The sequence below is a fragment of the Undibacterium sp. TC4M20W genome (genome assembly GCF_049340245.1).
Taxonomy (GTDB): domain Bacteria; phylum Pseudomonadota; class Gammaproteobacteria; order Burkholderiales; family Burkholderiaceae_D; genus Undibacterium.
Window position 1 is genome coordinate 1 of sequence record NZ_JBMPPI010000051.1, and the last position, 24,502, is coordinate 24,502.

Here is a 24,502-nt window from a genome sequence, read left to right on the forward strand (position 1 = left end):
TAACTCTGCATCGAACCACCTGGGGTAAGGTCTTCCGACAACGATTAGCCGCAGCCGGGAAACCTGCCAAGCTCATTATTGGCGCTATGATGAGAAAGTTGATACATGTCGCTTTGGGGGTATTGAAGTCCGGAAAGCCATTCGATGCTAGCTTGCATTTAGCTTGACTGGAATAACAGTATCTACACGCTTATCCTCTGTGCTTCTTCTGTGGTGATAGGTCTTGGATATTGCTTCTATACACTGGCATGGTATGCCTCACAAACCCAGCACTGCCCGTACATAATTCACAGGCGCATGATCTCCCATTGAACGAAAACCCACATTCTCACTGCGCCATGCATGGGCTATCAGATAATCTGCCTTGGCGATGGTCTGGTCTTGCAACATGTCCAGGTTGCTGGCGGCGGCAATCAGTGCGCCGTGGCGGTCAAGATAATGCATGCCGCGTACGTGGGAATAATATTCGGATTCTGGCGGCAGAATGGTGACGATATCGGCGCAATTCACATAGCGATCGACCTGGCGGTTTTTAAACATGGCCGCAAAGCTGGCATTGCCCACGCGCGGTGAACCAAACGTCACCAGGCGGCTTTCCGGAAGCAGGGCTGCGGCCAGTGTGGCGATGGCGGCACCCAGGCTGTGGCCGGTGATATAGATTTTGTTCGCCGTACAGTTTTTCAGCCAGTCATTCAACTGCGTGGCGATGCTGTCGTAGGCACGCAAAAAACCGTCATGTACCTGGCCATCACCCTGCCAGTTCACTGGCCAGAACAAACCATCGATGAGAATGTCAGTCGGGTCATCCGGCTGCGTACCGCGAAAAGCAATATAGGCCGTGTCACCCTTGATGACAGCAAAGCCCTGGGTTTGGGTATTTGCACCCAGCAACAAGCTGGCCTCACCAAACTGAGCTTGCGTCAATATGCCCTGGAAATGTTCCAGTACTTGCCCGCCTTTTTCATAATGCCAGTAGGCCAGCCGCGCGAGCTCGGCACAAATCGCATGGGTGGTCCAGGGTAATGCCGTGCCCAGCAGGGCAGGCTGGGATTCGGGATGGAACAGGGCAGTTTTGCTGGGGTCGTATTGCATGTGGGCTCCTGTGGCGGGACAGGGATGGTCATTTCAAGATAGCCCATACTTGACTATATTACAAGTGTGGGTGTGGACTATTAATGGCTGTTGACCGGGCCTACTGCCTTGAACTGATGCCGCACTTCTGTTTCTGACTTTGCTGACAGTTTGTTGATCAAACTGTCGTCTGGTATCAGGTAACGTATCTTTCCGTTGTCCAGGTCAACTTGAATCACATATTGACGCGCGCCTATGTAAAGATAATCTTCCCTGTCTGACATACCTGCTGAAGTAGGCCATAAACCGTCTTGCAGCAAAGGCTTGCGTTTGATGCTGATGACATTTCTGCTGGTATTTTCTGGTTGCTGGCCTATGGATAGCAAGGCCTCAGTACAAACCACTAATACATCCTGATCGCGTTTGAGACTGGCTGCAAATGGCACGCAAGGGAGCTTTACATCGACCTTGGCTTGCCAGCGCCTGCCTGTCTTCGTTAGCCTTAGCCATCAGCCCTCACTAGAACCCCGGTGAGCCAGGCCCTCAATCGCATACAGCCCATCAACTTTTTTGATGAAATCAATTATGTGGTGATTCGATATTTTGTAATGTTCTTTTCTGTCCTTGCTAAACCAGTAAAGAGACGCGCCAAATTCACCACGGTTAAAGCCCACCAGCCAGCCGTCATCTACTTCCATCAGCGGGGTATCTGTTTTTAAAGAGTCTGACAGCGGTTCTGCTGCAATGACAAAGCGCGTGTCCCTGCCTGCTTTCCTTGAATTACTGTCATCCAGTTTTGCCTTGACGATAGTTCCCTCGGTATATACACGCCATGCGATCTCAGAATAATTGGCGGCGTAGCTCCATACTTCCCTTTCTTCTTCTGACGCAGGGACAGTGATCTCTTTCCAGGTGCTGACATCAGCGGAATAAGGTTTTACCGCTGCGCTGGCGCAAACAGCATGGAGTGCCAAAGCCAGAGCCAGAGCCAGAAAAATTTTGAACATGATTGCTGATGTATATAATTGTCAATGAGGTCTGTCGAAATTATACAAGCTGTCTTTCATCCCAGACTCTTTTCATATTCCCCCGGCGTCATCCCCACAAGTTGCCTGAAATCCCGCACAAAATGTGCCTGGTCAAAGTAACCCAGTTCCAGCGCCAGGGCTGTCCAGCTCAGGGTCTTGCCAGCCTGCACCTGGGCCACGGCTTCATGCAGGCGGTAGCGTTGTATGACCCACTTGGGGCCTATGCCCACGTATTTCTGGAACAGTCTTTGCAGGCTGCGTTTATCCAGGTCTGCGATTGCCATCACGTCTTCGACGGTGAGGATATTGCGGTCTTGCTCTATTTGCGTCATCCAGGTGCTAATGCGGTCGATTTGCGCATCGGCTGGCGGCTGGTGACGCAGCAAGAATGTTTCTGCCGCAGCGCACATGGCTTGCACATTATCTGCGGCAAGTATCTGCGCGCAAAAGTCTCTACCGTCTTTGCCAAAACAAGCGCTCACATCAATGGATGTATTGCCCAGTTGCGCCACCGCCTGCCGATAAAATGGATAAAAACCGCCAGGCTTGAACTTGATGCCAAATACTCTGTCCTTGCCTTGTAGCGTACGCATAAAGCGCCCGCTATGTACGCCGTAGATGCGCGCCTGGCCATTTTCCACCACCAGGTGCACATTCGGATGTGGCAGGGTGGCCTGCTCCTGCGCTGGCAGGCCGCGCAAATCCCAGGCCACATACCAGTAATGCGCGACCAGCCCGGCCAGTGCGGGCGAGGGCAACTGCCGGTGGTGCTGGAATTCACCTTCGCTAAAGGCCGGGCGCAGAACGCCGCGTGCCTGGCCGGCGTCTGTGCCGGTGATTGTGGATGCAGGCTGGGTCATCTTTTTGTCCCTCTTGCTTCATTTTCCGCTTGTCGCGTTTTTACTATCCTGTGCATGATGACTCTGGTGTAATCCTATTCATGTAATTTTCCATAGTGAGCAGAGATGAAAACCGTGCTATCCAGTACTATCGCTATTGTCGTCGCCAGTACGTTCTGCCTTTATATTAGTGGACTGTAACAGTGAAAAGCGAAGTGCCTGCCATGCGCGCGACGACCATGGCTGCGTTGCAAATACTCGCGATAGCCCCGCTATCGCTGTGTTTTGCGCCTTGCCCTGGTTCGCCGGGCACATGTCCTTCACTTCCGCTTTCACTGTTACAGTCCACTAGCACGTCCCGGGCACAAACTGCAGCATCCCCATCCACCATTGTAAAGGAGCAGCGCATGCAAAACACGCATAAGGTCAGCGGCACATTTGAAGTCAAGCTCAGCCCGCAAGCTGCCGCAACGGGCATCGAGGCTGCAAAGCTGGGCCGCATGACGATAGACAAGCAATTCCATGGTGAGCTGCAAGCACATAGCCTGGGTGAAATGATGTCAGCCATGGGCGAGATCAAGGGCTCAGCGGGTTATGTCGCCATAGAAAGGGTGAGCGGCACTCTGGCAGGCAAAAAAGGCAGCTTCGTACTCATGCACACCGGCACCATGAACCGTGGTCAGCCGCAATTGACGATACAGGTCGTGCCTGATTCTGGTACCGACGAGCTGACAGGTATCAGTGGCAGCATGGGCATAGACATCAAGGAAGGCCAGCATTTTTACAGCTTTGAATACAGCTTGCCTTGAAGATAGTAATGATCATCTTTCCCCTGTTTTGCACGTCATTTGCGAATTAAGCTTGAGATTTAATTAATTAACAATTATTCTTGTGCCAATTAATGGCACCTGTTCTGGTTGTGCTCATGCCTGATATCGCTTAAGACCCTTGCCGTGCAATTCAACCCAAGAAGGAATGGATGATGACATATACACTGGATACCGATACTCCCGCAGAAGCCGCCCTGGTCGTTGCCCTGATCGCCATGCCGGTTGGCACGGTAATCAGTTTTTTGGGGCAAAACGCGCCGAATGGCTGGTTGCTTTGCGATGGCTCGCGCGTAGATCAGGCAACTTATCCCAACCTGTATCCATTATTGGTCAACGGTGCCCTGCCAGACCTGCGCAGCCGCTTTGTTGTCGGTGCAGGACAAGGCGCAGGCCTGAGTAACTATCCTACCAGCGCAACTGGTGGCTACGAAGCCGTGACGCTGACTACTGCGCAGCTGCCATCGCATTCACACACCATCAACGGCGGCAATTTTGGCTTGCACAACCGTTCGTTTGAAGGTGATGACGACACCGACCTCCCCTATGAAACCAGGTATAACACCCCCATTAATGGCACCGATAAAACCGGCGGCGATCAACCCCATGAAAACCGTCCACCGTATTTTGCGCTGACGTATATCGTCAAGTATTGAGCCGGGAAGAAATTACCCCGTAGGGTGCGTCTTGACGCACCATATCCGTGTCAGGAAAACGGTGCGCATTGCGCACCCCACCATGTGATATCACGCGCATTGCATTAGAATCGATGCTGTTCCCTACATCATTCAAGATCTATGCACCGCGCCTGGAACCCCACCCGCAGAAATAAAAATATAGGCACCAAAGCCCAGGGTCATGGCAATGACAACCGCATGGTCGTGCCCGAAGCCTGGGGCGAAATTTTTTACGAAAAGCTCACTACGCATGTGCTGGTCAGGCGCGATATCGCCGGGCGCGAAATGCGTTTCTTTGTCGAACCAACCCGGTCTGACTGTTTTTATGCCTGCAGCATCGATGATATCTGCAGGGTGCTTGCGCATTGCCCGGCAGAAGCCTTATCCGCTTTTGATTTCATCGTGCTGCGCCAGCCCACGCGCAAGCAGCGTATCCTGCGCCCGTGCTGGGGAAGGGCGATATTCTCGTTTGAAATAAGCAAGCAGCCTGGTGCCGCCATTGTCATTGAGGCGCATAACCTTGCTGGCTATACATGGCCAAAATCGCTGAGCCAGGAAAGCCAGCGTGAGCTGGTACGCCTGCAACAAGATGGCCATGTCATCACGCGCACCCGCCAGGGCTATTCAATTTCATCTGATACCCAGGCCATGCGCAATACCGTTTTGTACCGCACACTCTTGCATGAGACCGGCCATCACGTCGATTACAAACGCAGCACGGATGAAGGATGGGATGGCAAGACCAGCTCCACCAAAGAAGACTATGCACACCGCTTTGCGGGAGAGCTGTATGCCAGACTGCAGCAGCAGGCTGTCGTGCCATTTGCCCCCATACTCGATGAAGCCGCAATGGTGCGGGATGGGCTGGACCTTGCGTGGTTTTGTCCGCCTGCTCCGGTAGATTCTGAATCATAGCCATAAGCGTAGCCGTAAGGTAGGGCGCATTGCAATGCGCCTCCCGCTATGGTTAGGTTACAGCCTTGACATGCAATGTTTGCTAGTTTCGTAGGGTGCGCCGTGCGCACCATCTTCGCATGCAAAAACGGTGCGCACGGCGCACCCTACTGGGCGATCCCTACCTATCAAAAATACCTGATCCAAGCCTTCCCGCTTTGCCGCTTGTAACGCGAAAAAGTGCGACAGGGGTAATACAGCACGGGTATCAAGGCAGCAGAAATCAACCAGATTTGCCAGACATGATCGACACCAAATCTCTGCCCATGGTTGGTTCCATATACGGCAAGCATCAGCCTTTGCAAACCCAGCAAAACATACAAATGCAGCAGGTAATAAAACATGGGTGCACCACCAAACACGCTGGCAATGCGGCTTAACTTGCCTGGGTATTTTTCCAGCAAGGATAAACAACATGCACCTATGCCCAGCGTCAGCAGGGCAAAGTCCAGCGAGGGTGGGTACTTGGTCAGGTTGAAGAAAGACATCAGCGTCAGCAGGCTGTTGCCATGATCTTGCCAGGGCTGGGTTTCGCCATAGACATTTATACCGCGCAACACGGCAAACATAAGCAGTGCAGTGATGCCCAGGATAGTCAGCAGGCGCTGGCGGCGTTGTGCACTGATGTCTGCGGCATACAAACGGCCAGCAACATAACCCAGCAAGATGATGCCTATCCAAGGCAGCAGAGGGTAGCTGACCTTGATCTTGATTGCTGCATCACTGATGAGATAGCCACGGTGCAGCAGCAAGGTCCACAAGGCGTACGATGCGGTGCCGGGTGCAAAACTAAGGTCAGCCAGGGCATTGTGCCCGGTCACGATCAGCAAACCCAGAATGCCCAATAGCAGCGGCGGCAGCTTGTGCAACAATCCCAGGGTGATCATGGCAAGGCCTATGACCCAGATCACTTGCAGATAAATTGTCGCAGGCGGAAATTGCCCGGCCCAGGCGAAATTGACTAGCGTTAGCTCCAGCGCCACCAGCAACAAGCCGCGCTTGATGAGAAAGCCGCCGGCATCACGTGACCCAGATGGCGGGTTTGCATACAGCCATGCCGACAAGCCCGTCAGGAACACAAACACCGGTGCACACAGATGCGCCGCCAACCGCGTGAAGAACAGCGCCGGCGCAGTCTGGCCCACATCCATAGGGTCGCTGACTTGCTGATGCAAAAAGAAAGTCTCGCGTACATGGTCAAACATCATGATCATCATGGCCAGGCCGCGCAGCGCATCGATGCTGTTGATGCGCTGGCTGGTTTTTTGAGCCGCCAAGTTCATCAGAACTGTTGATGTAGAGTGAGGCTGACATTGCGCTCTGTACCGGGCGCGACCCACAACTGGCTATACGAACTGGCGTAATAGCGTTTGTTGAACAGGTTATCCACATTCAATGACACTCGCGTAGTTTTGCTCGGGCTGTAAGATGACATGAGTTTCACCGTTGTATAGGCTGGCAGCACAAAGCTGGAAGACACTGCCACATCACCCAGGCGTTCACCCACATAATTGATACCTGCACCCACGCTGGCCCTGGCTGTGCCTATGGTGAATAACTGGCTCAGGGTGAGGTTGGCGCTATGCTTTGCCACATTCGGAAAACGGCTGCCAGTGATGATGGTGTTGTCGCCTTTGGTGACGGTCGCATCGGTGTAGGCATAGGCGGCAGACAGGCGCAGGTCAGTGGCGATGTCGCCCGCCACATCCAGCTCCAGCCCCTTGCTGCCCACTTCACCTGCCGCAATCGAGAAATCGGTATTGACCGGGTTAGTGGTGAGCACATTGCTTTTCTTGATACGGTAAAGCGCAAGGGTGGCGCTGGTCTTGTTATCTGGTGTATCAAACTTGAGGCCCACTTCATAAGAGCGGCTTTCTTCTGCCGGGAAAGCCGTGTTACTGATGCTGATGCCGCTATTCGGGCGGAAGCCTTTTGCGATATTGGCATACAGCGATATGCCTTTCATGGGCTGATACACCAGGCCAGCACGCGGGCTGGTGGCACTCAGTGACTGGCTACTGGAGACTGATGCACGGTAATTAGTCAGGGTCTGGTCATAATGGTCGCTGCGCAAACCCAGTAGCGCCTTCCATTGCGCGCCCAGATCAAGCTGGTCTTGCAGATAGAGGCCACGCGCACGCTGGTTTTCCAGAGTGTTGAAAGACAGCGTCAGCGGGTCGGCAGTCTTGCCATACACAGGGTTGTAAATGTCGATGGCATAGGCGTTGGTGGCCGATGGATTGCGGCGCAACTGCAGGCGGCTGTCATCAAACTGGTAGGTATCCACACCCAGCAAGACATGGTGCCTGATGGCCGCAGTGTCAAACTTGCCGACCAGTTCTACCCGCGCAGATTTGTCCGTCGCAGAAAAATCACGGTAACGGCGCTGGCGACGCAAGGTACGTTCATCTGCCAGCAAATTATTTGCCTCGGTGGAGTAACCATTGAGCGCACTGTCGCGATAAGACAAGCCACTTTGCAGCGACCATTGCTGGTTAAAGTCATGTTGCACAAACACCTGGTGCCCCAGCGACTTCACCGTCATCAGGCCGTCCCCTGGTTCACCCAGAAAGCGCGAATTGGGTATCAGGCCCAGCTTGCCATTCACAGCCAGCACACCGCGGTCAAACGGTGTTTTTTGTTCACTGGCTTCAAGTTCATACGAGAGTGTCGTGCGCTCGCCTATCAGCCACACCAGCGAAGGCGAGACAAAGCTGCGCTTGCCGCGGATGCTGTCGCGGTAGCTGTTACCCTGTTCTGCTGCGGCATTGATGCGGTAGGCGAAGTTATCGCTGACTGGCCCGGTAATGTCTGCAGCGATGCGGTAAGTCTGGTGGCTGGCCAGCGTCAGATCGACATCATACTCAGGCTTGAAGCGCGGTTTCTTGGTCATGATATTCACCGTACCACCTGGTTCGCCACGGCCATACAGTGCGGACGATGGCCCTTTCAATATCTCGATGGATTGCGTACTCGCAGTATCACGCAAGCCATTGTAACCACGGCTGGAACTGAAGCCATTGACCATATAGTCAGACCCAAAATTAGGGTCGCCGGTAAAACCGCGCATGGCATAGCTGTCCCACAAACCACCAAGATTGCTTTGCCGCGCAATGCCGCTGGTCAGGTCCAGCACATTGTTGAGGCTGGTGACGCCATTGTCTTTCAGCAGGTCAGCCGTCAAGACCCGCACGCTTTGCGGCAGGGCAGCCAGCAAGGCATCGGTCTTGGTGGCACCAGTGGCGGAGATGCTGCGGTAGTTTTGTCTTTGGGCTTTGATCAGGACTTCGGAATTTGTTTGTTCTTGGGCGTGGGTGAGTACGGGGTATGCGGCGGCGATGAGGAGGCTTAGGTGTTTGTAGTGCACGGGGGGTTCCTGGGATGATGTAGAAATAAAGTTGTAGATTTAGGACATAGGTTGAAATATCGTAGGTTGGGCTACGCTTCATCAGCCCAACACTGGGCCTTTAATAAACGTATACGTCGTTGTAACGCCGAGTGTTGGGCTGGTAAACCGTAGCCCAACCTACGCTTTCCGGCCCAACCTCCGAGCTTTTCTCTGTGCTGCCTCTGTGCATCCTCTGTGTCTCTGTGTTGAGCGGTCTTAAAGTTAAAAAACCTATTTCGGATAAACATAAGCCTCCACCTTCATCCCCTTGAGGCGATACCCCGCGCTACCCATGGACGTATCACTACGCGTCGTCTCAAGCACACCGCTGACCCATACCGCATCCATCATCTGTATCTTGGCGGGCTTGTCGAGCACCACATCGATGATCTGGTTCGCAGGCGGTGGCGGGGTGTGGATGCAGCCGCCAAAGTAGGGCACGAGCAAGAATTCGCGCAGCTTGCCGCGTTCACCATCCAGCGGCACGATGAAGCCGGGTATCCTGATGCGCGTGCCGTTGAGGCTGGCTTCGACCGGTGCCTTGTCCCAGGCTTCGCGCATGGTTTGCAGGGCGGCCATGGCGCGTGGGTCGCCGTCGTTGAGGAAATTCATGTCCAGGTTCTTGAAGTCCTTGCTCGGGTCCCAGTTCTTGGGGATCAGGGCTTCCCAGCGGATTTCCTTGTAGCTGTCGCTGGTGTCAGGCGCGGGTGTGGGCTTGCTGGCGGGCACTGGTGCTGCTGATGTTGCTGTCACGCCTTTGTTTTGCGGCAATCTGTCCCCCACCTTGTATTGCCCGCTGGGCTCCGCCGCTTTGGCCGTCATCAGCAGCCAGGCTGTCAGCATGAATAAAATACAGCAGGCGCTGCCCAGCCAGAACTGGTAAGCAAAGCGGGATTGATGTTTTGGTTTCATCGTTGTTCTCTCATTTTTACAGGCGCGGCATAAGTCCATCCGCCAGCGAATTACGGTAAGCCAGCCAGGCCGGTACCAGGCTGGTCAGCATGCCCATCAGCACCACCAGGCCCAGCAATGGGATTTCTGTCGCATTGAGAATGCCGGGTTTGATGAGGATGCCGTAATGCATCTGTACCCAGTCCTTGCCCGCCAGCGTCAGCACATCAAGCAAGAGCAGGCCGCTGATGGCGCCGGCGATGGTCAGGCCCAGGCTCTCAGCCATCAGCATCAAAAACAGGTGCCCCGGCCTGGCACCGGCAGAACGCAAAATCGCCAGCTCACGCCTGCGCTCATTGAGGCTGGCCAGCATCACCGCCAGCAAGCCTGCACTGCCCAGCACCACCAGCAGTGAAGACATCGCCAGCAAGACCCGTTCAATGATGCTGATGACTTGCCACAACTGATCCAGCGCCACACCAGGCAGCACGGCCAGCAAGGCATCGCCACTCTTGGTATTAATCTGCCTTTGCAAACGAAACACCATGCTGCGCTTGTGCAGCCCCACCAGCACGGCAGTGATTTCCTTGGGCTGCAAATCAAACTTACGTGCATGCTCGGCGGCGATAGAAAAGCCCGGCACGGGTGCGCCGCCTTGCCAGTCAAGATGGATGGCCTGCATGGCTTGCAGACTGATATGCACGCTGTGATCGACCGGTGTGCCCGTGCGTGCCAGTACACCCACTACCTTGAAAGGTTTGTCGGCATGTTCAGCCAAAGCAGCATCGCCAGTACCATGACTGAGCGTGATTTTTGTACCGACCTGATAGCCCAGTTTGTCTGCCACATCTGCCCCAATGACGGCGTCAAACAAATGATCTGCATCCCCGACAAAAGCCTGCCCCACCCGCAGTTGCAAGCCTTGCGCATCACCATAGCGAAAGCGGCTGAAGTAATCTGGCGTGGTACCCACTACGGCAAAGCCGCGATGCGAGTCACCCAGCGACAGCGGCACGGCCCATGCCACCGCCGGGTCATGCAGCAAATCCTGGTAACTTTGCCAGGCAATATTATTGGTCGCCGCACCGATGCGAAAAACCGCGTACAGCATCAGTTGCACCGGGCTGGTACGCGCACCCACGACCAGGTCAGTGCCTGAGATGGCATGCGAAAAGCCTTCACGCGCATCATTACGCAACCTCTCAACCGCCAGCAGCAGGCAGACCGACAGGCTAATGACGAACAGCATCAGGCCTAGCGTCAGGCGGCGGTTCCAGGCGCTTTTGCCTGCCAGTCGCAAGAAATATAGTAACTGCGAAAATAACTGCGGAAATAACTGCGAAAGCATCAGTGTTGCTCCGCGCGGTTGATTTTTTGCAAGTCCAGCTCACGGCTGAACTGGCTGGCCAGCCTGTGGTCATGGCTAACAAATAACAGGCTGCTGCCATGGCTGGCGCATTGCTGCAAAATGAGCGCGATAAAATCTTTTTGCCTGTCCGCATCCAGTGCTGATGTAGGTTCATCAGCGATGATGATTTCTGGCTGGCCTATCAGCGCACGCGCCGCCGCCACGCGCTGTTGCTGGCCTATGCTAAGCCCCGTGACAGGGCGCTGGTAGAGGTTTGCATCCAGCCCCAGCGTATCCAGCAAAGCCACTGCCGCTTCGCGCGGGCTGCCATGCACTGCGCTGGCACGCTGCTGCCGTCTCAGCGACAGGCGGCAAGGCAGCAAGACATTTTCCAGCATAGACAGATAAGGGATAAGGTTGAACTGCTGGAAAATAAATCCCGCATGATCAACGCGGAAGCGGTCACGCGCTGCGCCAGACAAGGCACCCAGGTCACTACCCAGCACCGTGACCTGCCCACGCTGCGGCGTGATGATGCCACCCGCCAGCGACAACAGCGTGCTCTTGCCACTGCCACTGGGTCCGTACAGGAATACGCTTTCACCCTTGTTGATAGCGAAGCTTTCTATGTTCAGACAAGGCGCATGTCCTGCCTGCCAGCGGAACTGTACGTTGCTCAGGCTCAGTGCAGTGCTGCTGTCTTTTTCTATTGCAGACATCACCATACCAGCGTGCGTTGCTTCGGTGTCAGCGTTGCCGCTACTTGCCCACGCGCGCCAGCCATCTGCGCATCGACCTTGTGTATCGCAGGGAAGGCATCAAACAAATTCAGTTGCAGCGACTTCAATGCAGCGACTTTGGTGCAGGCATATTCATATTCAGCATGCAGGTTTGCATGTTCATCTTTGGCTGCCGTCGTAGCCACTGTGGTTTGCAGCACAGGCGCATTTACTTTCACCGTGGCTAGCTGGCAGTCTGCTTCTGCACTGAGCTTCAATAAGGTATCCGACTTTTGCATGAGATCAAGCAAAGCCTTGGCTGCCTGCTTTTGCTTGTCCGTGCGCGGCGCATGTTCAAAGCCCAGCAGGTTATCCAGAGGACTGTCAAATTCCAGCGTCAGCTTGTTGCCATCCTGCGCCAGCAAGACAGTCGCGTTGCCATGTACATGGGCTTCGTGTGCGCTGCTGCTGATTGCTATCGCCTGCAATACAGCGAGCAGGGTGAGGGGGATCAGTTTGTTCATACTAATGCCTCCACGTGCTGCGAGATCATGTTGTCGTCTTGGTCGTCTTCACTGTCATCCACTTCCATCCACGATGGGAAAGGGTCTTCATAGTTGGCCCAGGCAACTGAACCCTGTGCCATTTCTTCATTCGTCAGCAGACAGGCATCCAGCGTCGTTTCTATCGCCGCCTGATCCATGTCCACACCAATGAACACCAGCTCCTGGCGGCGGTCACCGAAAGGCTCTATGCATTTGCTTAAAATATGCTGCTGGTAATCTGCATCCTGCGGCCACTCTGCCTCGCTGACCGCAGACCACCACAAACCCGCTTCATGGTGACGGCAGATACCACCCGCCTGTGACCACTCACCAGCGATATCCATGCGCGTCGCCAGCCAGAAATAACCTTTTGACCGCACCACACCCGCAAAGCCCTGGTGTATGCAAGACCAGAAACGCTGAGGGTGAAACGGCCTGCGCGCGCGGTAGGCAAAGCTGCGTATACCGTATTCTTCACTCTCAGGCACATGCTCGCCGCGCAGTTCCTTGAGCCAGCCTGGTGCGGCAGATGCCTGTTCAAAATTGAAGCGGCCCGTGTTCAATATCCGCTCCAGCGGCACATTCGAAAAACTGCAAGGCACGATATCTGCACGCGGGTTCAGCGCCTGCAAGATCTGGCTCAGCCTCTCAAACTCGGCAGCACTGACCATGTCAGCCTTGTTGAGCACGATGACATCGCAAAATTCTATCTGCTCGACCAGCAGATCGACCACCGTGCGTTCATCCTCTTCCCCCATGGATGTACCACGCTGGTTAAGGCTGTCACCCGACGCATAGTCGCGCAAGAAGTTATACGCATCCACCACCGTGACCATGGTATCGAGCCGCGCAATATCAGACAGGCTGCGGCCTTCTTCATCACGAAAAGTAAATGTCTCGGCCACTGGCATGGGTTCGGATATGCCGGTAGATTCTATGAGCAGATAATCAAATCGCTGCTCGCTGGCGAGCCGCTGGATTTCGATAAGCAAGTCTTCCCGAAGGGTGCAGCAAATGCAGCCATTACTCATCTCGACCAGTTTTTCATCCGCCCGCGATAACTCCGCCCCACCTTGCCGCACCAGGTCAGCATCGATATTCACCTCAGACATATCATTGACAATCACCGCCACCCGCTTGCCTTCACGGTTATTGAGGATGTGATTCAGCAGGGTGGTTTTACCTGCACCCAAAAAACCGGAGAGTACGGTGACGGGCAAGAGCGTGGGAGTTTGCATGATGGGTCCTGTGTCTGGGGTTTGGTTAGGCTGTGATGCTGGTGATGCGTTATTTAGTGTTGATATAGGATCTCAATTCAGGCCAGTTTTTTTAAAGGCAGAAGCGCGGGGAATCTGGCGCTGCTTTTACTTGCTAATGCAACTTTGTTGCATTATTGGTTTAAAAAAACAGACTGAAATCAGTCTGTACACATTCTGGTATTCCACAATTTCCCAGTTCTGAACCGCGTGCATATAGGTTTGCGTGCAGCTCAACACTTCAAGCAAACAGGCAGCATCCACCATGCATCAGGCACGCACATGGTTTGTTATCTCAACTCTATTTGCAACACAATTGCATTTTTCAGATCATAAAGTAATTCAAATTATTTTGCAACATTGTTGCAATTGCTTCAGATGTAAATGAATGAGGGTGTGATGGCATTGTAGTGATGCTTCTGGCTACTGTAGCGCGGGATGCATGATGCTCCAAGATTTCTTGATAGGTGCTCAATCAAAAACGGTAAACTTTTCGTAGGAGCGGCTTCAGCCGCGAACAAGTGCTTCCATTGGCCGCATACGCTGGCCTTTAATCAACGTCGTGATGTAGGGCGCATTGCAATGCGCCGCATGGGTCTCACAATACCCCGGGGCAAATAATCTGTGCCGTGCATGGCGTTCACATACGGCGCATTGCAATGTACCTCCCTTTCCGCATATCGTCACAAAATTTCTTGATATGATGTGCAATCAAAAAATGGCAAACTCTTCGCAGGAGAGGCTTCAGCTTACGCCACGCGTCTGGAAGCACATGTCTGCTGACACTCCAGGACGTTCAGACTTGCATGATTTGGATCGGTGGGGTGATATTGGACTGAAATGAACGTTTACATATCAACCTTGTCATAACGCTGTTGGCGAACCGCATACTCGGGTATAAAATGCGCGCTCATCGTCAATAGCTAATTTTCAGAATCGTACAAGTTCTGGCTGGACGGTATTGCAAAGGAAAGCTCACATGAAACAAGCAGAAGCCCATCTGCGCGACTGGTTCAAAGCCAGCATCAAAGGCGCGCTGCCATCCGGTACGATACGCTGCAAACTCGATAGTGGATTCATCGGGTATTCCGGCTCAATCACCTCGGGTGAGAAGGATCGCGTCAAGACAGATATCTACGATCTCACTTCCGACACGCAAGAATATGAAGGCAGCTTCAGCCAATTGATGGAGGCACTATGGGATGCATCGCGTTCCGAGCCGCTAGGCCCGCTTTACCATTGCAACATCGACGTGTTGCCTGAAGGTGGCATACAACTGCACTATTTTTGGGAAGGCACGCCATTTTCATCTGTCCGGGAATTGGAAACTGATTCCCGGCGCTCGGCGCCTTCATTCGTGTACCGGCGTCGCTACGACGCTGCGCTTATCTCCCAAATCAAGGACTATGAACTCGATGACGGCTTGTATTTCTTCATCCCCGCCCGTGTCGAAGCCGGCAAGCCAATATCGGAACCGATGCTGGAAATCTACGCCACACTGGACTGGCAAGGGGATGTTAACAATGGCGCCATGAACCAGTATTTCGCGCGTGCGCAAAGCGACACGTCTGGCATCGAACGCGCCCACCTGTACGGCCCGACTTATCGTGGTCTGCAACGCATCGGTCACGAAGCAGGAGCTGCCTTGTATGCGGAATCGATTGCCTTATATGCGCATTTTCACGACCGGGTGGAACAAGCCCGGGCAGCGCTAGGCATCGCCGCGTTACCGAAGACCGAACAGACAGATATTATGAGCCGCTACTATGCGATCAACGATTCAATTGAATCGGCGCGACGGGCCTACATCCGTGCGCATATCGCCGGGCTTGAGCAAGAAGAATGATGTTATGGGAATGAGGTCGTCAGTGTAGTAGGGCGCATTACAATGCGCCCTACGATTATCCGTTTTGCCAAGATTGCCGCATTATCTTTGACATTAAATAATGATAGCCGGTGTAAGACGGATATTGACCTGATGCTGGCTACTCATTTGCTTTTACATACTATTCAACGCCGCCAATGCCGCCTCATCAAGTCGCAACGCACCCGCTGCGACATTGTCTTGGAGATGGGCCACTGACGAAGTACCAGGGATGACGAGAATATTAGGTGCACGTTGCAGCAGCCACGCCAGTGCTACTTGCATGGGCTGGGCTTGCAGCCTTGCTGCTACCTGCGTCAACACGTCCGACTGCAAAGGCGTAAATCCGCCGAGAGGGAAAAACGGTACATAGGCGATACCCTGTGCAGCCAGTGTATCTATCATAGCATCGTCACCGCGATGCGCCAGGTTGTACTGGTTTTGTACGCAGACGATATCGGTGATCTGCTGCGCTTCTGTCAGTTGCTGCATATCGACGTTGCTGAGCCCTATGTGGCGGATCAGGCCTTCTTGTTTCAGGCGCAGCATGGTATCCAGCGATGCGGCGAGAGATGAGCCGTCCGGGCCAGCTACACCAGGTGCACGCAGGTTGACTACGTCCAGCGCCTCCAGCCGTAGGTTGCGCAGGTTGTCGTGGACGGCGTCGCGCAATTCCTGGGCAGATGCGGCGGGCAGCCATGATTGATCTTCGCCACGCTTGAAACCTATCTTTGTGACGATGGTCAGCTCATCGCGGTAGGGATGCAGTGCTTCGCAAATGATCTGGTTGGTCACATGCGGCCCATAAAAATCCGAGGTATCAATATGGTTGATGCCCAGCTCTATGGCTGCACGCAATACTGCCACGGCAGCAGCGCGGTCTTTGGGCGGGCCCCACACATGCGGGCCGGCCAGTTGCATGGCACCGTAGCCCATGCGGTTGAATGTAATATCGCAATGGGTAGGTGTGAACTGCTCGCGGGAAGGTGAATAAGTGCTCATAAAAACTCCAGGATGATGGTTAACAGGTTTGCCAGGGCCCGGTTTTGCGCTCATTTAGCGCTCATTGCGTGGTGGGGCAGGGCATGGACACATCATAGCAATAGTTATACTGTGTGATAATCAGGGCAATTCCGCACGGCTTGTACGAAATTCCGCACAATGGAGCATTCCAACCATGACCACAGACTTGCATTCGCTGGCTGACCTGTCCACCTTTGCGCTGGTTGTCCAGCATCGGGGCTTCCGCCAGGCTGCGCGCGCCAGCGGGCAATCTGCGTCGGCACTGAGCGAGGCCGTGCGGCGGCTGGAAAGCCAGCTTGGCATACGGTTGCTATTGCGCACGACCCGCAGCGTCACGCCAACCGAGGCCGGTGCGCTGTTGCTGAGCCGCCTGCAACCCGCACTCAATGATGTTGCCAGTGCACTGGATGTGCTCAACGATCTGCGCGACAGCCCGCGCGGTACCTTGCGACTCAATGTGCCAGTCAGTGCAGCGCTTTTTTTCCTGCAACCCCTCATCAATCAATTCATGACCGCGTACCCGGATATCCTGCTCGACATTGCCATTGACAATAATTTTGTCGATGTCGTGGCAAGCGGGTGTGACGCGGGCATACGTTATGGCGAGCGGCTGGAACAAGACATGATCGCCGTCCCCATCGGCCCGCTGACCCAACGTTTTGCTGTCGCTGCCGCACCTGCCTATCTCGCCAGGCGGGGCATACCTGAGCACCCGCGTGATTTGTTGCAACATGCCTGCCTGCTTGGAAAATTTCTCAGCGGTGCTATTTTTCCGTGGGAGTTTGAGCGCGATGGGCAAAAATTAAGCCTCGACCCCAGCGGCCCCTTGATCGTGACACCCACCGTGATGGATCTGGCAGTGAATGCAGCGGTGGCTGGCCATGGCGTCATTTATCTGTTTGAAGAATGGCTTGCTCCCTACGTGGCATCAGGACAGTTGCAACCCATATTGCAGGATTGGTGGTTGAGTTTTCCGGGGCCGTTTTTATATTATTCAGGGCGGCGACACCTGCCTGCACCCTTGCGTGCATTTGTTGATTTTATTCGTGCGCCGGATAGTACTGATGACAAACTTGTCACCGCTGTCAAAAAGAAGAAAGCCATCAAGAAGCATGGAATCTGATCGCGCATGCGCCGCCCATCTTCCATCATCGCCGTGATGTAGGGCGCATTGCAATGCGCCGCATGAATATCACAACACCCCGGCCAAATAATCTGTGCAGTGCACGTCGTTCACATACGGCGCGTTACAACGCATCTCCCGTTACGGTCCCGTTACGGCTACATTTATCCTTTTGCTGTGAATTTGCTGTGAGGGAGGGCAAGCGATGAATGTCTTTCTCTGTGCCTCTCTGCGGTGAGTGGCTGTGTGTTCACATGCAGCATGTGAACGCGCAGCTCACTCCCCCACCAGCCTCGCCACATAAGCATTCACAAACATCCCGGCAGGATCACAGCTCTGGCGGTAATCCTCAAAGGCCTGCACGCGCTCTGCACGGCGGCTGCGTAACTGCTTCAGAAATGCCGGGTTGAATGGCAATGTTCCTTTGCCCGGCCCGGTGCTGGGATCATAGAAACCATACATCTTGCCATTGTGCGGCCAGCCACCGAGGGCGACCCATTCGCTTTCTACCTCCGCAAAAAAATTCAATAACTTGGTCGGGTAGTCGAGGCCGCTATTATCTTCATGCACGGCGACAAAGGCGATCAGGTCAAGGTTGACGAAGTAGGCGTCGGCATTGCTGGTGTAGGTGCCTGCCATGGCAGTATTGCCACCCTTGATGAAACGAAATTCCATAGGTGCAGCGATGTGGAAATTACTGCTTTTGTTGACCTTGTCGCTGATGGATTTTAAGGCGCCCCAGACGGTAGATAAACTTTCTGCGCCCAGGTCAAGCAGCTCGATAAAATAAGACATGAAAATCACCCTGGCGGCCTCATTCAGCCACAGGTCGGAATTCTTTTGCGCTGCTTTTTTGACTTCACCCTTGATGACGGATATTGCGGTCGATGTGATCATTGCTGCCGCTGCGGTGCCGACGATGGGCGCATCAAAGCTTTGCGCATAGATGGCGGCATCCTCGGCGATTTTTTCAGCATAGGGCAAATAGGGCGCGCCAAATTCATTCTTTTGCGCGAGCTGGCAGGCATCTGTCGTGGGTTCTGCCATGGGTTCTGCTACCGGGGCTGCACCCGAGCTGCTTTCTACATTCCACCAGGCGGCGGTGAAATTGTTGGTGCCAGTCATGGCATAGGGATTGAAGAAGGTTTCTACCCTGGATTTAGAGGCCAGCAGGGCAGACAGACCAGCACCAAAGTTGGCGGCATTCTCCCACACAAAGTCACTGATGCCCGCAGCCAGACAATTGGCAAAAGGGCGTGGCAAGACGCTGATGGTAACGGCAGTCACGATACCAAGGCTGCCCAGTGACACGCGGGCAAATTGCAGTGGTGACCATGCGCCCACCTTGGGCGAGCTGGCGTCGATGGTGGTGACATTGCCACTGGGCCCCATGATGGCAAAGGCGCTCACGGTTTCGGCAAAGATAGGTGCCTGCACGGTCGCCCCATGCACATCCACCGCCGTCATGCCACCGAGGCTGAAAAAACCACCGGCCGTCACGGTTTCCAGCATCAGTTTGTTTTGCGTCAGGAAGGCATCAAGCTCATCTTCACGCACGCCAGTGTTCACGGTAACGCTCTTGCCATCGCTGCTGATCTGCATGCGCTGGTCGCCATTGTTGCCAAGGTCGGCATAGCAGGAAAGATCGACGATGACGACACCACTCGCAGGCGTCTCGCTACTCGCCACCAGCGGGGTCTGCGAATGGCGCTGGCCGGATATGCGTAGCTGTTTTTTTTGTGCCGCAGCGGTGCTGACGATGGCTTGCAATTCTGCGCGCGTGCGTGGTGTGTAGTAATAATTATCGCCCTGGTAAAACAGGTTCTGGCTCCAGTTCTGCCAGAGTGGGGACGCGGGCTGGATGTAGTTTGTGGTGGTTTGTGGCATGGCTTATTCCGGTGGGGATGCAAATGGGGATGCCTTTTCTCCCTTGCCTTCAAGGGGGGATTTGTGGGAATTCGCAAAGCATGCTTTGTGAAACTCCGGCTGCATCCCTTGAAGGGGAGTGGGCTACAACAGCACACTTGCGATTGGCATCTGTAAGTCGAGCGCATGTGGGATGCTAAAAATTCTGCCCAGTTACATCAAATTTCAAGCATATTAAATAGGACTTACGCAAAATTGTCCCAGCAAGGCTATCGCTGTGGGAAACATCCCTGGCAAGGGATGTTCGTTTCATCGGCAAGCAACGTGTTGCTTGAAACCCCGATTACACCGTCAGCGACGAAGACAGTACTTTAGTACGCGGCTCCTAGGAGAGGAGCTGCAACGCAGCTGGGGCGGTTTTGCGTAAGTCCTATTAAAAAATATTTCAATGTAATTTACTCTAGCATAAATTTTAATAAATCAAGCCATTTTCATAGTGCGGACATGCGCATATTCGTAGTTTAATTTCCTAGTAAAATGTCCGCCTGTTGCAAAAATATATCAATTAATTGAATAAATTCTTCATGCCATGCTTGTTTTATTTAAAAAGCTGTGGCAAGATACATCCATCGAATACAGCAACACCCACTTGAATACCAACATCAATTTTAAAGAACAGGACCTATTGTGAACGCAACGCTACTCCAACCACTGCACCAGAACCTGCGCCTCATCGCGCAGGGCATGGCACAGGCTGGCGCAGCGCTGCTGGATGCAGTATCGCTCCCATCCCATTTAGCCACTGACCTGCAGTCGCAGCCAGTACTGCAAGCGCAGCCCACCCTGCAACTGCAGCCCACATTAATCAGCCCGCTCTTCGCCTTGCCCTTGCATCATCTGGGCGCATGCGTGCAATTCAACATCCGGGGGGAAACCCCACAGGCAAGCCTCACCAGTTAATGGTCAGGCCACCTGTAGCGACAAGCCCGGATGCGATTAACGCACCGGGCTTTTTAGTTTTTATACCGCAGAATTTTTAGCCTGATTGCAGATTGCAGATTGCAGCAGGCATCAACAGTCATATCGGAGTGTGGCGCAGCCTGGTAGCGCAACTGCTTTGGGAGCAGAAGGTCCGAGGTTCAAATCCTCGCACTCCGACCAGTTTGAACGTTGCATCGTTCTGTAGAGGGCGTCGTTGTAAACGGCGTTCTCTACACCCTGAATTTGCAGCTTGGTAGGGTGCGCCTTGCGCACCATCGTTGATCAACGAAACGGGTGTGCTGGTGCGCACGGCGCACCCTACGAGAACAAGCAAAGGTTCAGCAATGAAAGAAAAAATTCAGCCTGCTTTGGGGTGGCCATAACTTAATGGTGAAAGTCGTGGATTGTGAATCCGCTTATCCCGGTTCGACTCCGGGTGGTCACCCCAAAGCAGGTTGAAGAATGAATTAAGCGCATGTGGTGGAATTGGAATACACGCTGGCCTCAGAAGTCAGTGCTGAAAGGATTGAGGGTTCAAGTCCCTCCGTGCGCACCAGTTTTACAGGGGATTAGCCAAGCGGTGACGGCATCGGGTTTTGAACCCGACACTCCAAGGTTCGAATCCTTGATCCCCTGCCAGTTTGAGTATTGCATGATTTTGTAGGGTGCGCCGTGCGCACCGTCGTTGATCAACGAAACGTGTTTGCTGGTGCGTATGGCGCACCCTACGAGACGTAAAGATTGAACAGCCTGCTTTGGGGTGACCATAACTTAATGGTGAAAGTCGTGGATTGTGAATCCGCTTATCTCGGTTCGACTCCGGGTGGTCACCCCAAAGCAGGTTGAAGAATGAACGACGCGCATGTGGTGGAATTGGAAGACACGCTGGTTTCAGATTAGTAGGGTGCGTCTTGACGCACCACCTCGTCCCGCTACGAGAAAGTGAAATGAAAAAATGCGATGTAGATGCGTTAAAAATAAATGCCTAAAAAGATAAGAATTTTCAGGCTCGCGGACGGTGCGTTACAACGCACTCTACCGTATCAGTAAGTTTGAAGCGCATGTGGTGGAATTGGAATACACGCTGGTTTCAAAAACCAGCACCGCAAGGTTTGAGGGTTCGAGTCCCTCCATGCGCACCAGTATTTGGAAATTTGGAAACGTGGCAGAGCGGCCATTGCAGCTGTCTGGAAGACAGTAGGGCTGAAAGGTCCCGTGAGTTCGAGTCTCACCGTTTCCGCCAGTAAGTAAGGGCATCGGCAGGCATGCCGGTGAGCGAGAGAGTTGTATGCGCGTGTGGTGGAATTGGGATACATGCTGGTCTTAGAAACCAGTGCCGAAAGGATTGAGGGTTCAAGTCCCTCCGCGCGCACCAGTTTTACAGAGGATTAGCCAAACAGTGACGGCATCGGGTGTTGAACCCGGCGTAAGTGGACTGTGAGCTAGGGTTCGAATTCTTGATCCCCTTCCAGTTTTGAGTAGTGAAAAGTTTTTTCGGAGTGTGGCGCAGCCCGGTAGCGCAGCTGCTTTGGGAGCAGAAGGTCCGAGGTTCAAATCCTCGCACTCCGACCAGTTTGAGTATTGCATGATTTTGTAGGGTGCGCCGTGCGCACCATCGTTGATCAACGAAACGGGTGTGCTGGTGCGCATGGCGCACCCTACGAGAAACTGCAAACCGGTTTTGCGCGTGTGGTGGAATGGTATACACGCTGGTCTTAAAAACCGGCGCCTTTTGGCATGTGGGTTCGAGTCCCACCACGCGCACCACGATGACTATTGATGTCACTGCCGTCATGCCAGACTTGATCTGGCATCCAGCGTCGTTTGCTGCCAGGCAGAACGAGATTAACCAGAGATAAAATGTGCACGCAACTTGTGTGCAGAAATAAGAATTTTGAAAGCGTGGCAGAGCGGTTGAATGCACCTGTCTAAATACAGCAATCGCTGTCGGGGGCCGTGAGTTCGAATCTCACCGTTTTCAGATAAGCGCCTGCCCCAGTTTTCTGACGGGCAGGCTTATGATACGTTTGTCTCATGTAAAAGTGTACAAAACTCTGCACAGGTTTGCACGCAATTTTGCATAAGAGCAGCCAGCGTAGGTGCGATTAGCGCAAGCGTAATCGTACGAATGATATCTTTGAAAAACACGATCTTTCAAAGATTGAACATCATAAAATACCGTCTCAATAACATTTTTTATCTTAAAAAAACACGTCATTAAAGTGCTAGTATTTTTCAATCCCAATAGCTAGCAAACGCTGACATGCGTACGATTACGCTTGCGCTAATCGTACCTACGTCCCTGAGTTGCCACACATCGCACAGCAAAAAGCCCGCGTGTCGCGGGCTTTTTTTTGTGGGCAATTATGTCAGGTACATGTCTGCGGCACCTGGTTTATTGCGCGCATTCACTTGCATTCATTTGCACTGCGTTGCTGCCACCCACGGCATTTCGCCCTTGTTGACTTTTGCGCCTAATCCCAGCACCTCGTCGCCTATGGCTTGTGGATAGCGTGCCTTCATTGCCTTGATGAGGGCGGCAGAGTTTTTGGTTTTTGCCAGTTCTTCTCCGTAAGCATTGAGGTAGTTGATGCTATAGCGTACTGCGCTCAGGTCACTTGGCTGACCCTCTTTCGCATGTCCGGCTACCACGGTTTGCGGGCCTAGTGACTCTATGCGCTTGAGGTCGTTGATCCAGCACTGGCGTTCCGCTGGCGAGCCGCTGTCTGTCATCCATAGGTGCATGTCGCCAAACACCCGCACGCCACCTACTGCTGCCTTGATCGCGGGTATCCAGACGAAGGTGTAGAGCGGCGAAGGGCCGTCCTGGCCTATCACTTCGAGGCGCTGGCCTTCCAGTTCCAGCGTGTTGCCCTTCAGCACACCAGGAACAATAGGCGCCAGCGGGCCATTGACGCCGGGCATGGGTTGCCACACCTTCAGTTTTTCTGGCAGGCTGGCCTGGATATGTGCCGCCGTTGCGCTGGTGGCGACGATCTGGGCCTGCGGGAATACCTGGTGTATCACCTCCAGCCCGAAGTAGTAGTCTGGGTCGCCCTGGCTGATAAAAATCGTTTTGAGATTTTTACCACTATCAAGAATTTTGCCAACCAGGCGGTAGGCATCGGCGCGGGTGAATTGGGCATCGATCAGCACCGCATCGGTCTTGCCGGTGACCAGAGTTGAAACCACGTTAAAGCCACGCGCGTCTGCGCGGTAGGTGTGCAGCGTCAGCGGTGCTTCGGCAGCGGCAAAACAGGCGGCGTTGATGCATGTCAACATGAGCGCCACCATCAGGCTGCGCAGGGAAAAGTTAGGGTTTTTCATGGGAAGAGGGTTTTCAAATGATTGCGGAATTGGCAGAATACGTGACACACAAACTTTTTGTAAGTACGTACCTGAAGGTAAGCTAGTCAGTTGTCACAGTGAAAGCGAACGTGACAGACATCTTCCTGGCAAGGCGGGGCAAGGCTATTCTGGGCGCTGCGCATATGGCAGGTACTTCGTTTTTTTACTGTTATAGTTCACTGATATGTCGATCAAATCGCTGGATATCCCTGCAGAGCAGGCCGCTGTTTATGACAAAGGCCATGTACTCGTGGCCGAGTGCCCGTCGCGCGCGGTGTTGCAGCACGTCACCAGCCGCTGGGGCCTGCTTGTGCTGCTGGTTTTGCAAAAGCGCACGCACCGCTTCAGCGAGCTCAGACGCAGCATAGGCGGCGTCAGCGAAAAGATGCTCGCGCAATCGCTGCAGGCGCTGGAGAATGATGGCTTTGTGCTGCGCCACTCGTATGACGAAGTGCCACCGCGTGTGGATTACACCCTCACAGCAACAGGCGTCGAAGTCGCACAACATCTGGCGGCACTCACGGACTGGATAGAGGGAAATATGTCGAGGATAGGGCAGAGTGGAGAAGTAGGTTGATGGCTTGGATAACAGTATCTACGTCCCTGACATGCGTACGATTACGCTTTCGCTAATCGTACCTTGTATTATGACGCCTTCGGTAGTTATTCGTTAATATAGCTACCAACAAGTTCTTGGTAGGCATATCAAGATCGAGTGACTGGATGCCGGATCGTACCTTAGGTTTGAAACCTG

21 protein-coding genes, 11 tRNA genes and 1 pseudogene are annotated in these 24,502 nt (G+C 53.7%); 19 read left to right on the forward strand and 14 right to left on the reverse strand.

Annotated elements, in window-relative coordinates; translation table 11 throughout:
• Positions 1–167 (forward strand): annotated as a pseudogene (locus tag ACO0LL_RS29710) (IS110 family transposase); the annotation flags it as partial.
• A gap of 91 nt (positions 168–258) precedes the next feature.
• Here ACO0LL_RS29710 and ACO0LL_RS29715 read toward each other — a convergent pair.
• The 4 genes from ACO0LL_RS29715 to ACO0LL_RS29730 all read right to left on the reverse strand — a co-directional run bounded on the left by ACO0LL_RS29715 (position 259) and on the right by ACO0LL_RS29730 (position 2,959).
• On the reverse strand, positions 259–1,092 hold the full coding sequence (locus tag ACO0LL_RS29715; RefSeq protein ID WP_422954436.1) for a lipase family protein: 834 nt from the start codon (positions 1,090–1,092) through the stop codon (positions 259–261).
• Between the two features lie 80 nt (positions 1,093–1,172).
• Positions 1,173–1,517 (reverse strand): hypothetical protein, encoded by a 345-nt coding sequence (locus ACO0LL_RS29720; protein WP_422954437.1) that lies wholly within the window; start codon positions 1,515–1,517, stop codon positions 1,173–1,175.
• A gap of 63 nt (positions 1,518–1,580) precedes the next feature.
• Positions 1,581–2,078 (reverse strand): hypothetical protein, encoded by a 498-nt coding sequence (locus tag ACO0LL_RS29725; protein ID WP_422954438.1) that lies wholly within the window; start codon positions 2,076–2,078, stop codon positions 1,581–1,583.
• A gap of 56 nt (positions 2,079–2,134) precedes the next feature.
• On the reverse strand, positions 2,135–2,959 hold the full coding sequence (locus ACO0LL_RS29730) for a DUF6597 domain-containing transcriptional factor (protein ID WP_422954439.1): 825 nt from the start codon (positions 2,957–2,959) through the stop codon (positions 2,135–2,137).
• A gap of 386 nt (positions 2,960–3,345) precedes the next feature.
• Here ACO0LL_RS29730 and ACO0LL_RS29735 point away from each other — a divergent pair, with 386 nt between their 5' ends.
• The 3 genes from ACO0LL_RS29735 (at position 3,346) to ACO0LL_RS29745 (ending at position 5,357) form a co-directional block, all read left to right on the forward strand.
• Positions 3,346–3,747, forward strand: a complete 402-nt coding sequence (locus ACO0LL_RS29735) for a DUF3224 domain-containing protein (RefSeq protein WP_422954440.1) — start codon at positions 3,346–3,348, stop codon at positions 3,745–3,747.
• 173 nt (positions 3,748–3,920) lie between these two features.
• Complete coding sequence (locus ACO0LL_RS29740; protein WP_422954441.1) at positions 3,921–4,421, forward strand: phage tail protein; 501 nt, start codon at positions 3,921–3,923, stop codon at positions 4,419–4,421.
• Between the two features lie 141 nt (positions 4,422–4,562).
• A complete protein-coding gene (locus tag ACO0LL_RS29745) occupies positions 4,563–5,357 on the forward strand; it encodes a hypothetical protein (RefSeq protein ID WP_422954442.1) in 795 nt (264 codons plus the stop codon).
• Between the two features lie 167 nt (positions 5,358–5,524).
• On the opposite strand, the gene ACO0LL_RS29750 is transcribed toward ACO0LL_RS29745, so the two are convergent.
• From ACO0LL_RS29750 to zigA, 7 genes are all read right to left on the reverse strand, one after another.
• Positions 5,525–6,679, reverse strand: coding sequence for a DUF1624 domain-containing protein (locus tag ACO0LL_RS29750; protein WP_422954443.1), 1,155 nt, complete (start codon positions 6,677–6,679; stop codon positions 5,525–5,527).
• Entirely contained in the window at positions 6,679–8,763 is a 2,085-nt protein-coding gene (locus ACO0LL_RS29755; protein ID WP_422954444.1) for a TonB-dependent siderophore receptor, read from the reverse strand. The genes ACO0LL_RS29750 and ACO0LL_RS29755 overlap by 1 nt, the downstream gene beginning before the upstream one ends.
• Positions 8,764–9,015: 252 nt before the next feature.
• Positions 9,016–9,696 carry a DUF3299 domain-containing protein gene (locus ACO0LL_RS29760; protein WP_422954445.1) on the reverse strand — a complete coding sequence of 227 codons (681 nt, stop codon included), beginning with the start codon at positions 9,694–9,696 and terminating at the stop codon, positions 9,016–9,018.
• A 16-nt stretch (positions 9,697–9,712) separates the two neighbouring features.
• Positions 9,713–11,023, reverse strand: a complete 1,311-nt coding sequence (locus tag ACO0LL_RS29765; protein ID WP_422954446.1) for an ABC transporter permease — start codon at positions 11,021–11,023, stop codon at positions 9,713–9,715.
• A complete protein-coding gene (locus ACO0LL_RS29770; protein ID WP_422954447.1) occupies positions 11,023–11,742 on the reverse strand; it encodes an ABC transporter ATP-binding protein in 720 nt (239 codons plus the stop codon). The genes ACO0LL_RS29765 and ACO0LL_RS29770 overlap by 1 nt, the downstream gene beginning before the upstream one ends.
• Positions 11,742–12,266, reverse strand: a complete 525-nt coding sequence (locus ACO0LL_RS29775) for a DUF2796 domain-containing protein (protein ID WP_422954448.1) — start codon at positions 12,264–12,266, stop codon at positions 11,742–11,744. The genes ACO0LL_RS29770 and ACO0LL_RS29775 overlap by 1 nt, the downstream gene beginning before the upstream one ends.
• Positions 12,263–13,525 carry a zinc metallochaperone GTPase ZigA gene (gene zigA, locus ACO0LL_RS29780; protein WP_422954449.1) on the reverse strand — a complete coding sequence of 421 codons (1,263 nt, stop codon included), beginning with the start codon at positions 13,523–13,525 and terminating at the stop codon, positions 12,263–12,265. The genes ACO0LL_RS29775 and zigA overlap by 4 nt, the downstream gene beginning before the upstream one ends.
• Before the next feature lie 997 nt (positions 13,526–14,522).
• Between zigA and ACO0LL_RS29785 the strand changes: the two genes are divergently transcribed.
• Positions 14,523–15,389, forward strand: a complete 867-nt coding sequence (locus ACO0LL_RS29785; RefSeq protein ID WP_422954450.1) for a DMP19 family protein — start codon at positions 14,523–14,525, stop codon at positions 15,387–15,389.
• Between the two features lie 153 nt (positions 15,390–15,542).
• Here ACO0LL_RS29785 and ACO0LL_RS29790 read toward each other — a convergent pair whose 3' ends face one another.
• Positions 15,543–16,409, reverse strand: a complete 867-nt coding sequence (locus tag ACO0LL_RS29790) for an oxidoreductase (RefSeq protein ID WP_422954451.1) — start codon at positions 16,407–16,409, stop codon at positions 15,543–15,545.
• 175 nt (positions 16,410–16,584) lie between these two features.
• Here ACO0LL_RS29790 and ACO0LL_RS29795 point away from each other — a divergent pair, with 175 nt between their 5' ends.
• Entirely contained in the window at positions 16,585–17,553 is a 969-nt protein-coding gene (locus tag ACO0LL_RS29795; protein ID WP_422954452.1) for a LysR substrate-binding domain-containing protein, read from the forward strand.
• A 276-nt stretch (positions 17,554–17,829) separates the two neighbouring features.
• On the opposite strand, the gene ACO0LL_RS29800 is transcribed toward ACO0LL_RS29795, so the two are convergent.
• Positions 17,830–19,440, reverse strand: coding sequence for an FAD-binding protein (locus tag ACO0LL_RS29800; protein ID WP_422954453.1), 1,611 nt, complete (start codon positions 19,438–19,440; stop codon positions 17,830–17,832).
• A 666-nt stretch (positions 19,441–20,106) separates the two neighbouring features.
• Between ACO0LL_RS29800 and ACO0LL_RS29805 the strand changes: the two genes are divergently transcribed.
• The 12 genes from ACO0LL_RS29805 to ACO0LL_RS29860 all read left to right on the forward strand — a co-directional run bounded on the left by ACO0LL_RS29805 (position 20,107) and on the right by ACO0LL_RS29860 (position 22,381).
• The gene (locus ACO0LL_RS29805; protein WP_422954454.1) at positions 20,107–20,379 is read left to right on the forward strand and encodes a hypothetical protein; all 273 of its coding nucleotides are present in this window, start codon (positions 20,107–20,109) and stop codon (positions 20,377–20,379) included.
• 124 nt (positions 20,380–20,503) lie between these two features.
• Positions 20,504–20,580: transfer RNA gene (locus tag ACO0LL_RS29810), tRNA-Pro, on the forward strand.
• 193 nt (positions 20,581–20,773) lie between these two features.
• Positions 20,774–20,848 (forward strand) — tRNA-His (locus tag ACO0LL_RS29815).
• A 23-nt stretch (positions 20,849–20,871) separates the two neighbouring features.
• A tRNA-Leu gene (locus ACO0LL_RS29820) sits at positions 20,872–20,956 on the forward strand.
• Between the two features lie 7 nt (positions 20,957–20,963).
• Positions 20,964–21,039 (forward strand) — tRNA-Gln (locus ACO0LL_RS29825).
• A gap of 121 nt (positions 21,040–21,160) precedes the next feature.
• Positions 21,161–21,235: transfer RNA gene (locus tag ACO0LL_RS29830), tRNA-His, on the forward strand.
• Between the two features lie 222 nt (positions 21,236–21,457).
• Positions 21,458–21,542, forward strand: a tRNA-Leu gene (locus ACO0LL_RS29835).
• Positions 21,543–21,556: 14 nt separating this feature from the next.
• Positions 21,557–21,643, forward strand: a tRNA-Ser gene (locus ACO0LL_RS29840).
• A gap of 47 nt (positions 21,644–21,690) precedes the next feature.
• Positions 21,691–21,775 (forward strand) — tRNA-Leu (locus tag ACO0LL_RS29845).
• A 120-nt stretch (positions 21,776–21,895) separates the two neighbouring features.
• Positions 21,896–21,972 (forward strand) — tRNA-Pro (locus tag ACO0LL_RS29850).
• A 111-nt stretch (positions 21,973–22,083) separates the two neighbouring features.
• Positions 22,084–22,167 (forward strand) — tRNA-Leu (locus ACO0LL_RS29855).
• A 129-nt stretch (positions 22,168–22,296) separates the two neighbouring features.
• Positions 22,297–22,381, forward strand: a tRNA-OTHER gene (locus ACO0LL_RS29860).
• A gap of 437 nt (positions 22,382–22,818) precedes the next feature.
• Here the strand turns inward: ACO0LL_RS29860 and ACO0LL_RS29865 are convergent.
• Positions 22,819–23,727: an MBL fold metallo-hydrolase gene (locus ACO0LL_RS29865; protein WP_422954455.1), complete on the reverse strand. Its 909-nt coding sequence runs from the start codon at positions 23,725–23,727 to the stop codon at positions 22,819–22,821.
• A gap of 205 nt (positions 23,728–23,932) precedes the next feature.
• Between ACO0LL_RS29865 and ACO0LL_RS29870 the strand changes: the two genes are divergently transcribed.
• Positions 23,933–24,325, forward strand: coding sequence for a winged helix-turn-helix transcriptional regulator (locus ACO0LL_RS29870; protein WP_422954456.1), 393 nt, complete (start codon positions 23,933–23,935; stop codon positions 24,323–24,325).
• Positions 24,326–24,502: the final 177 nt, after the last annotated feature.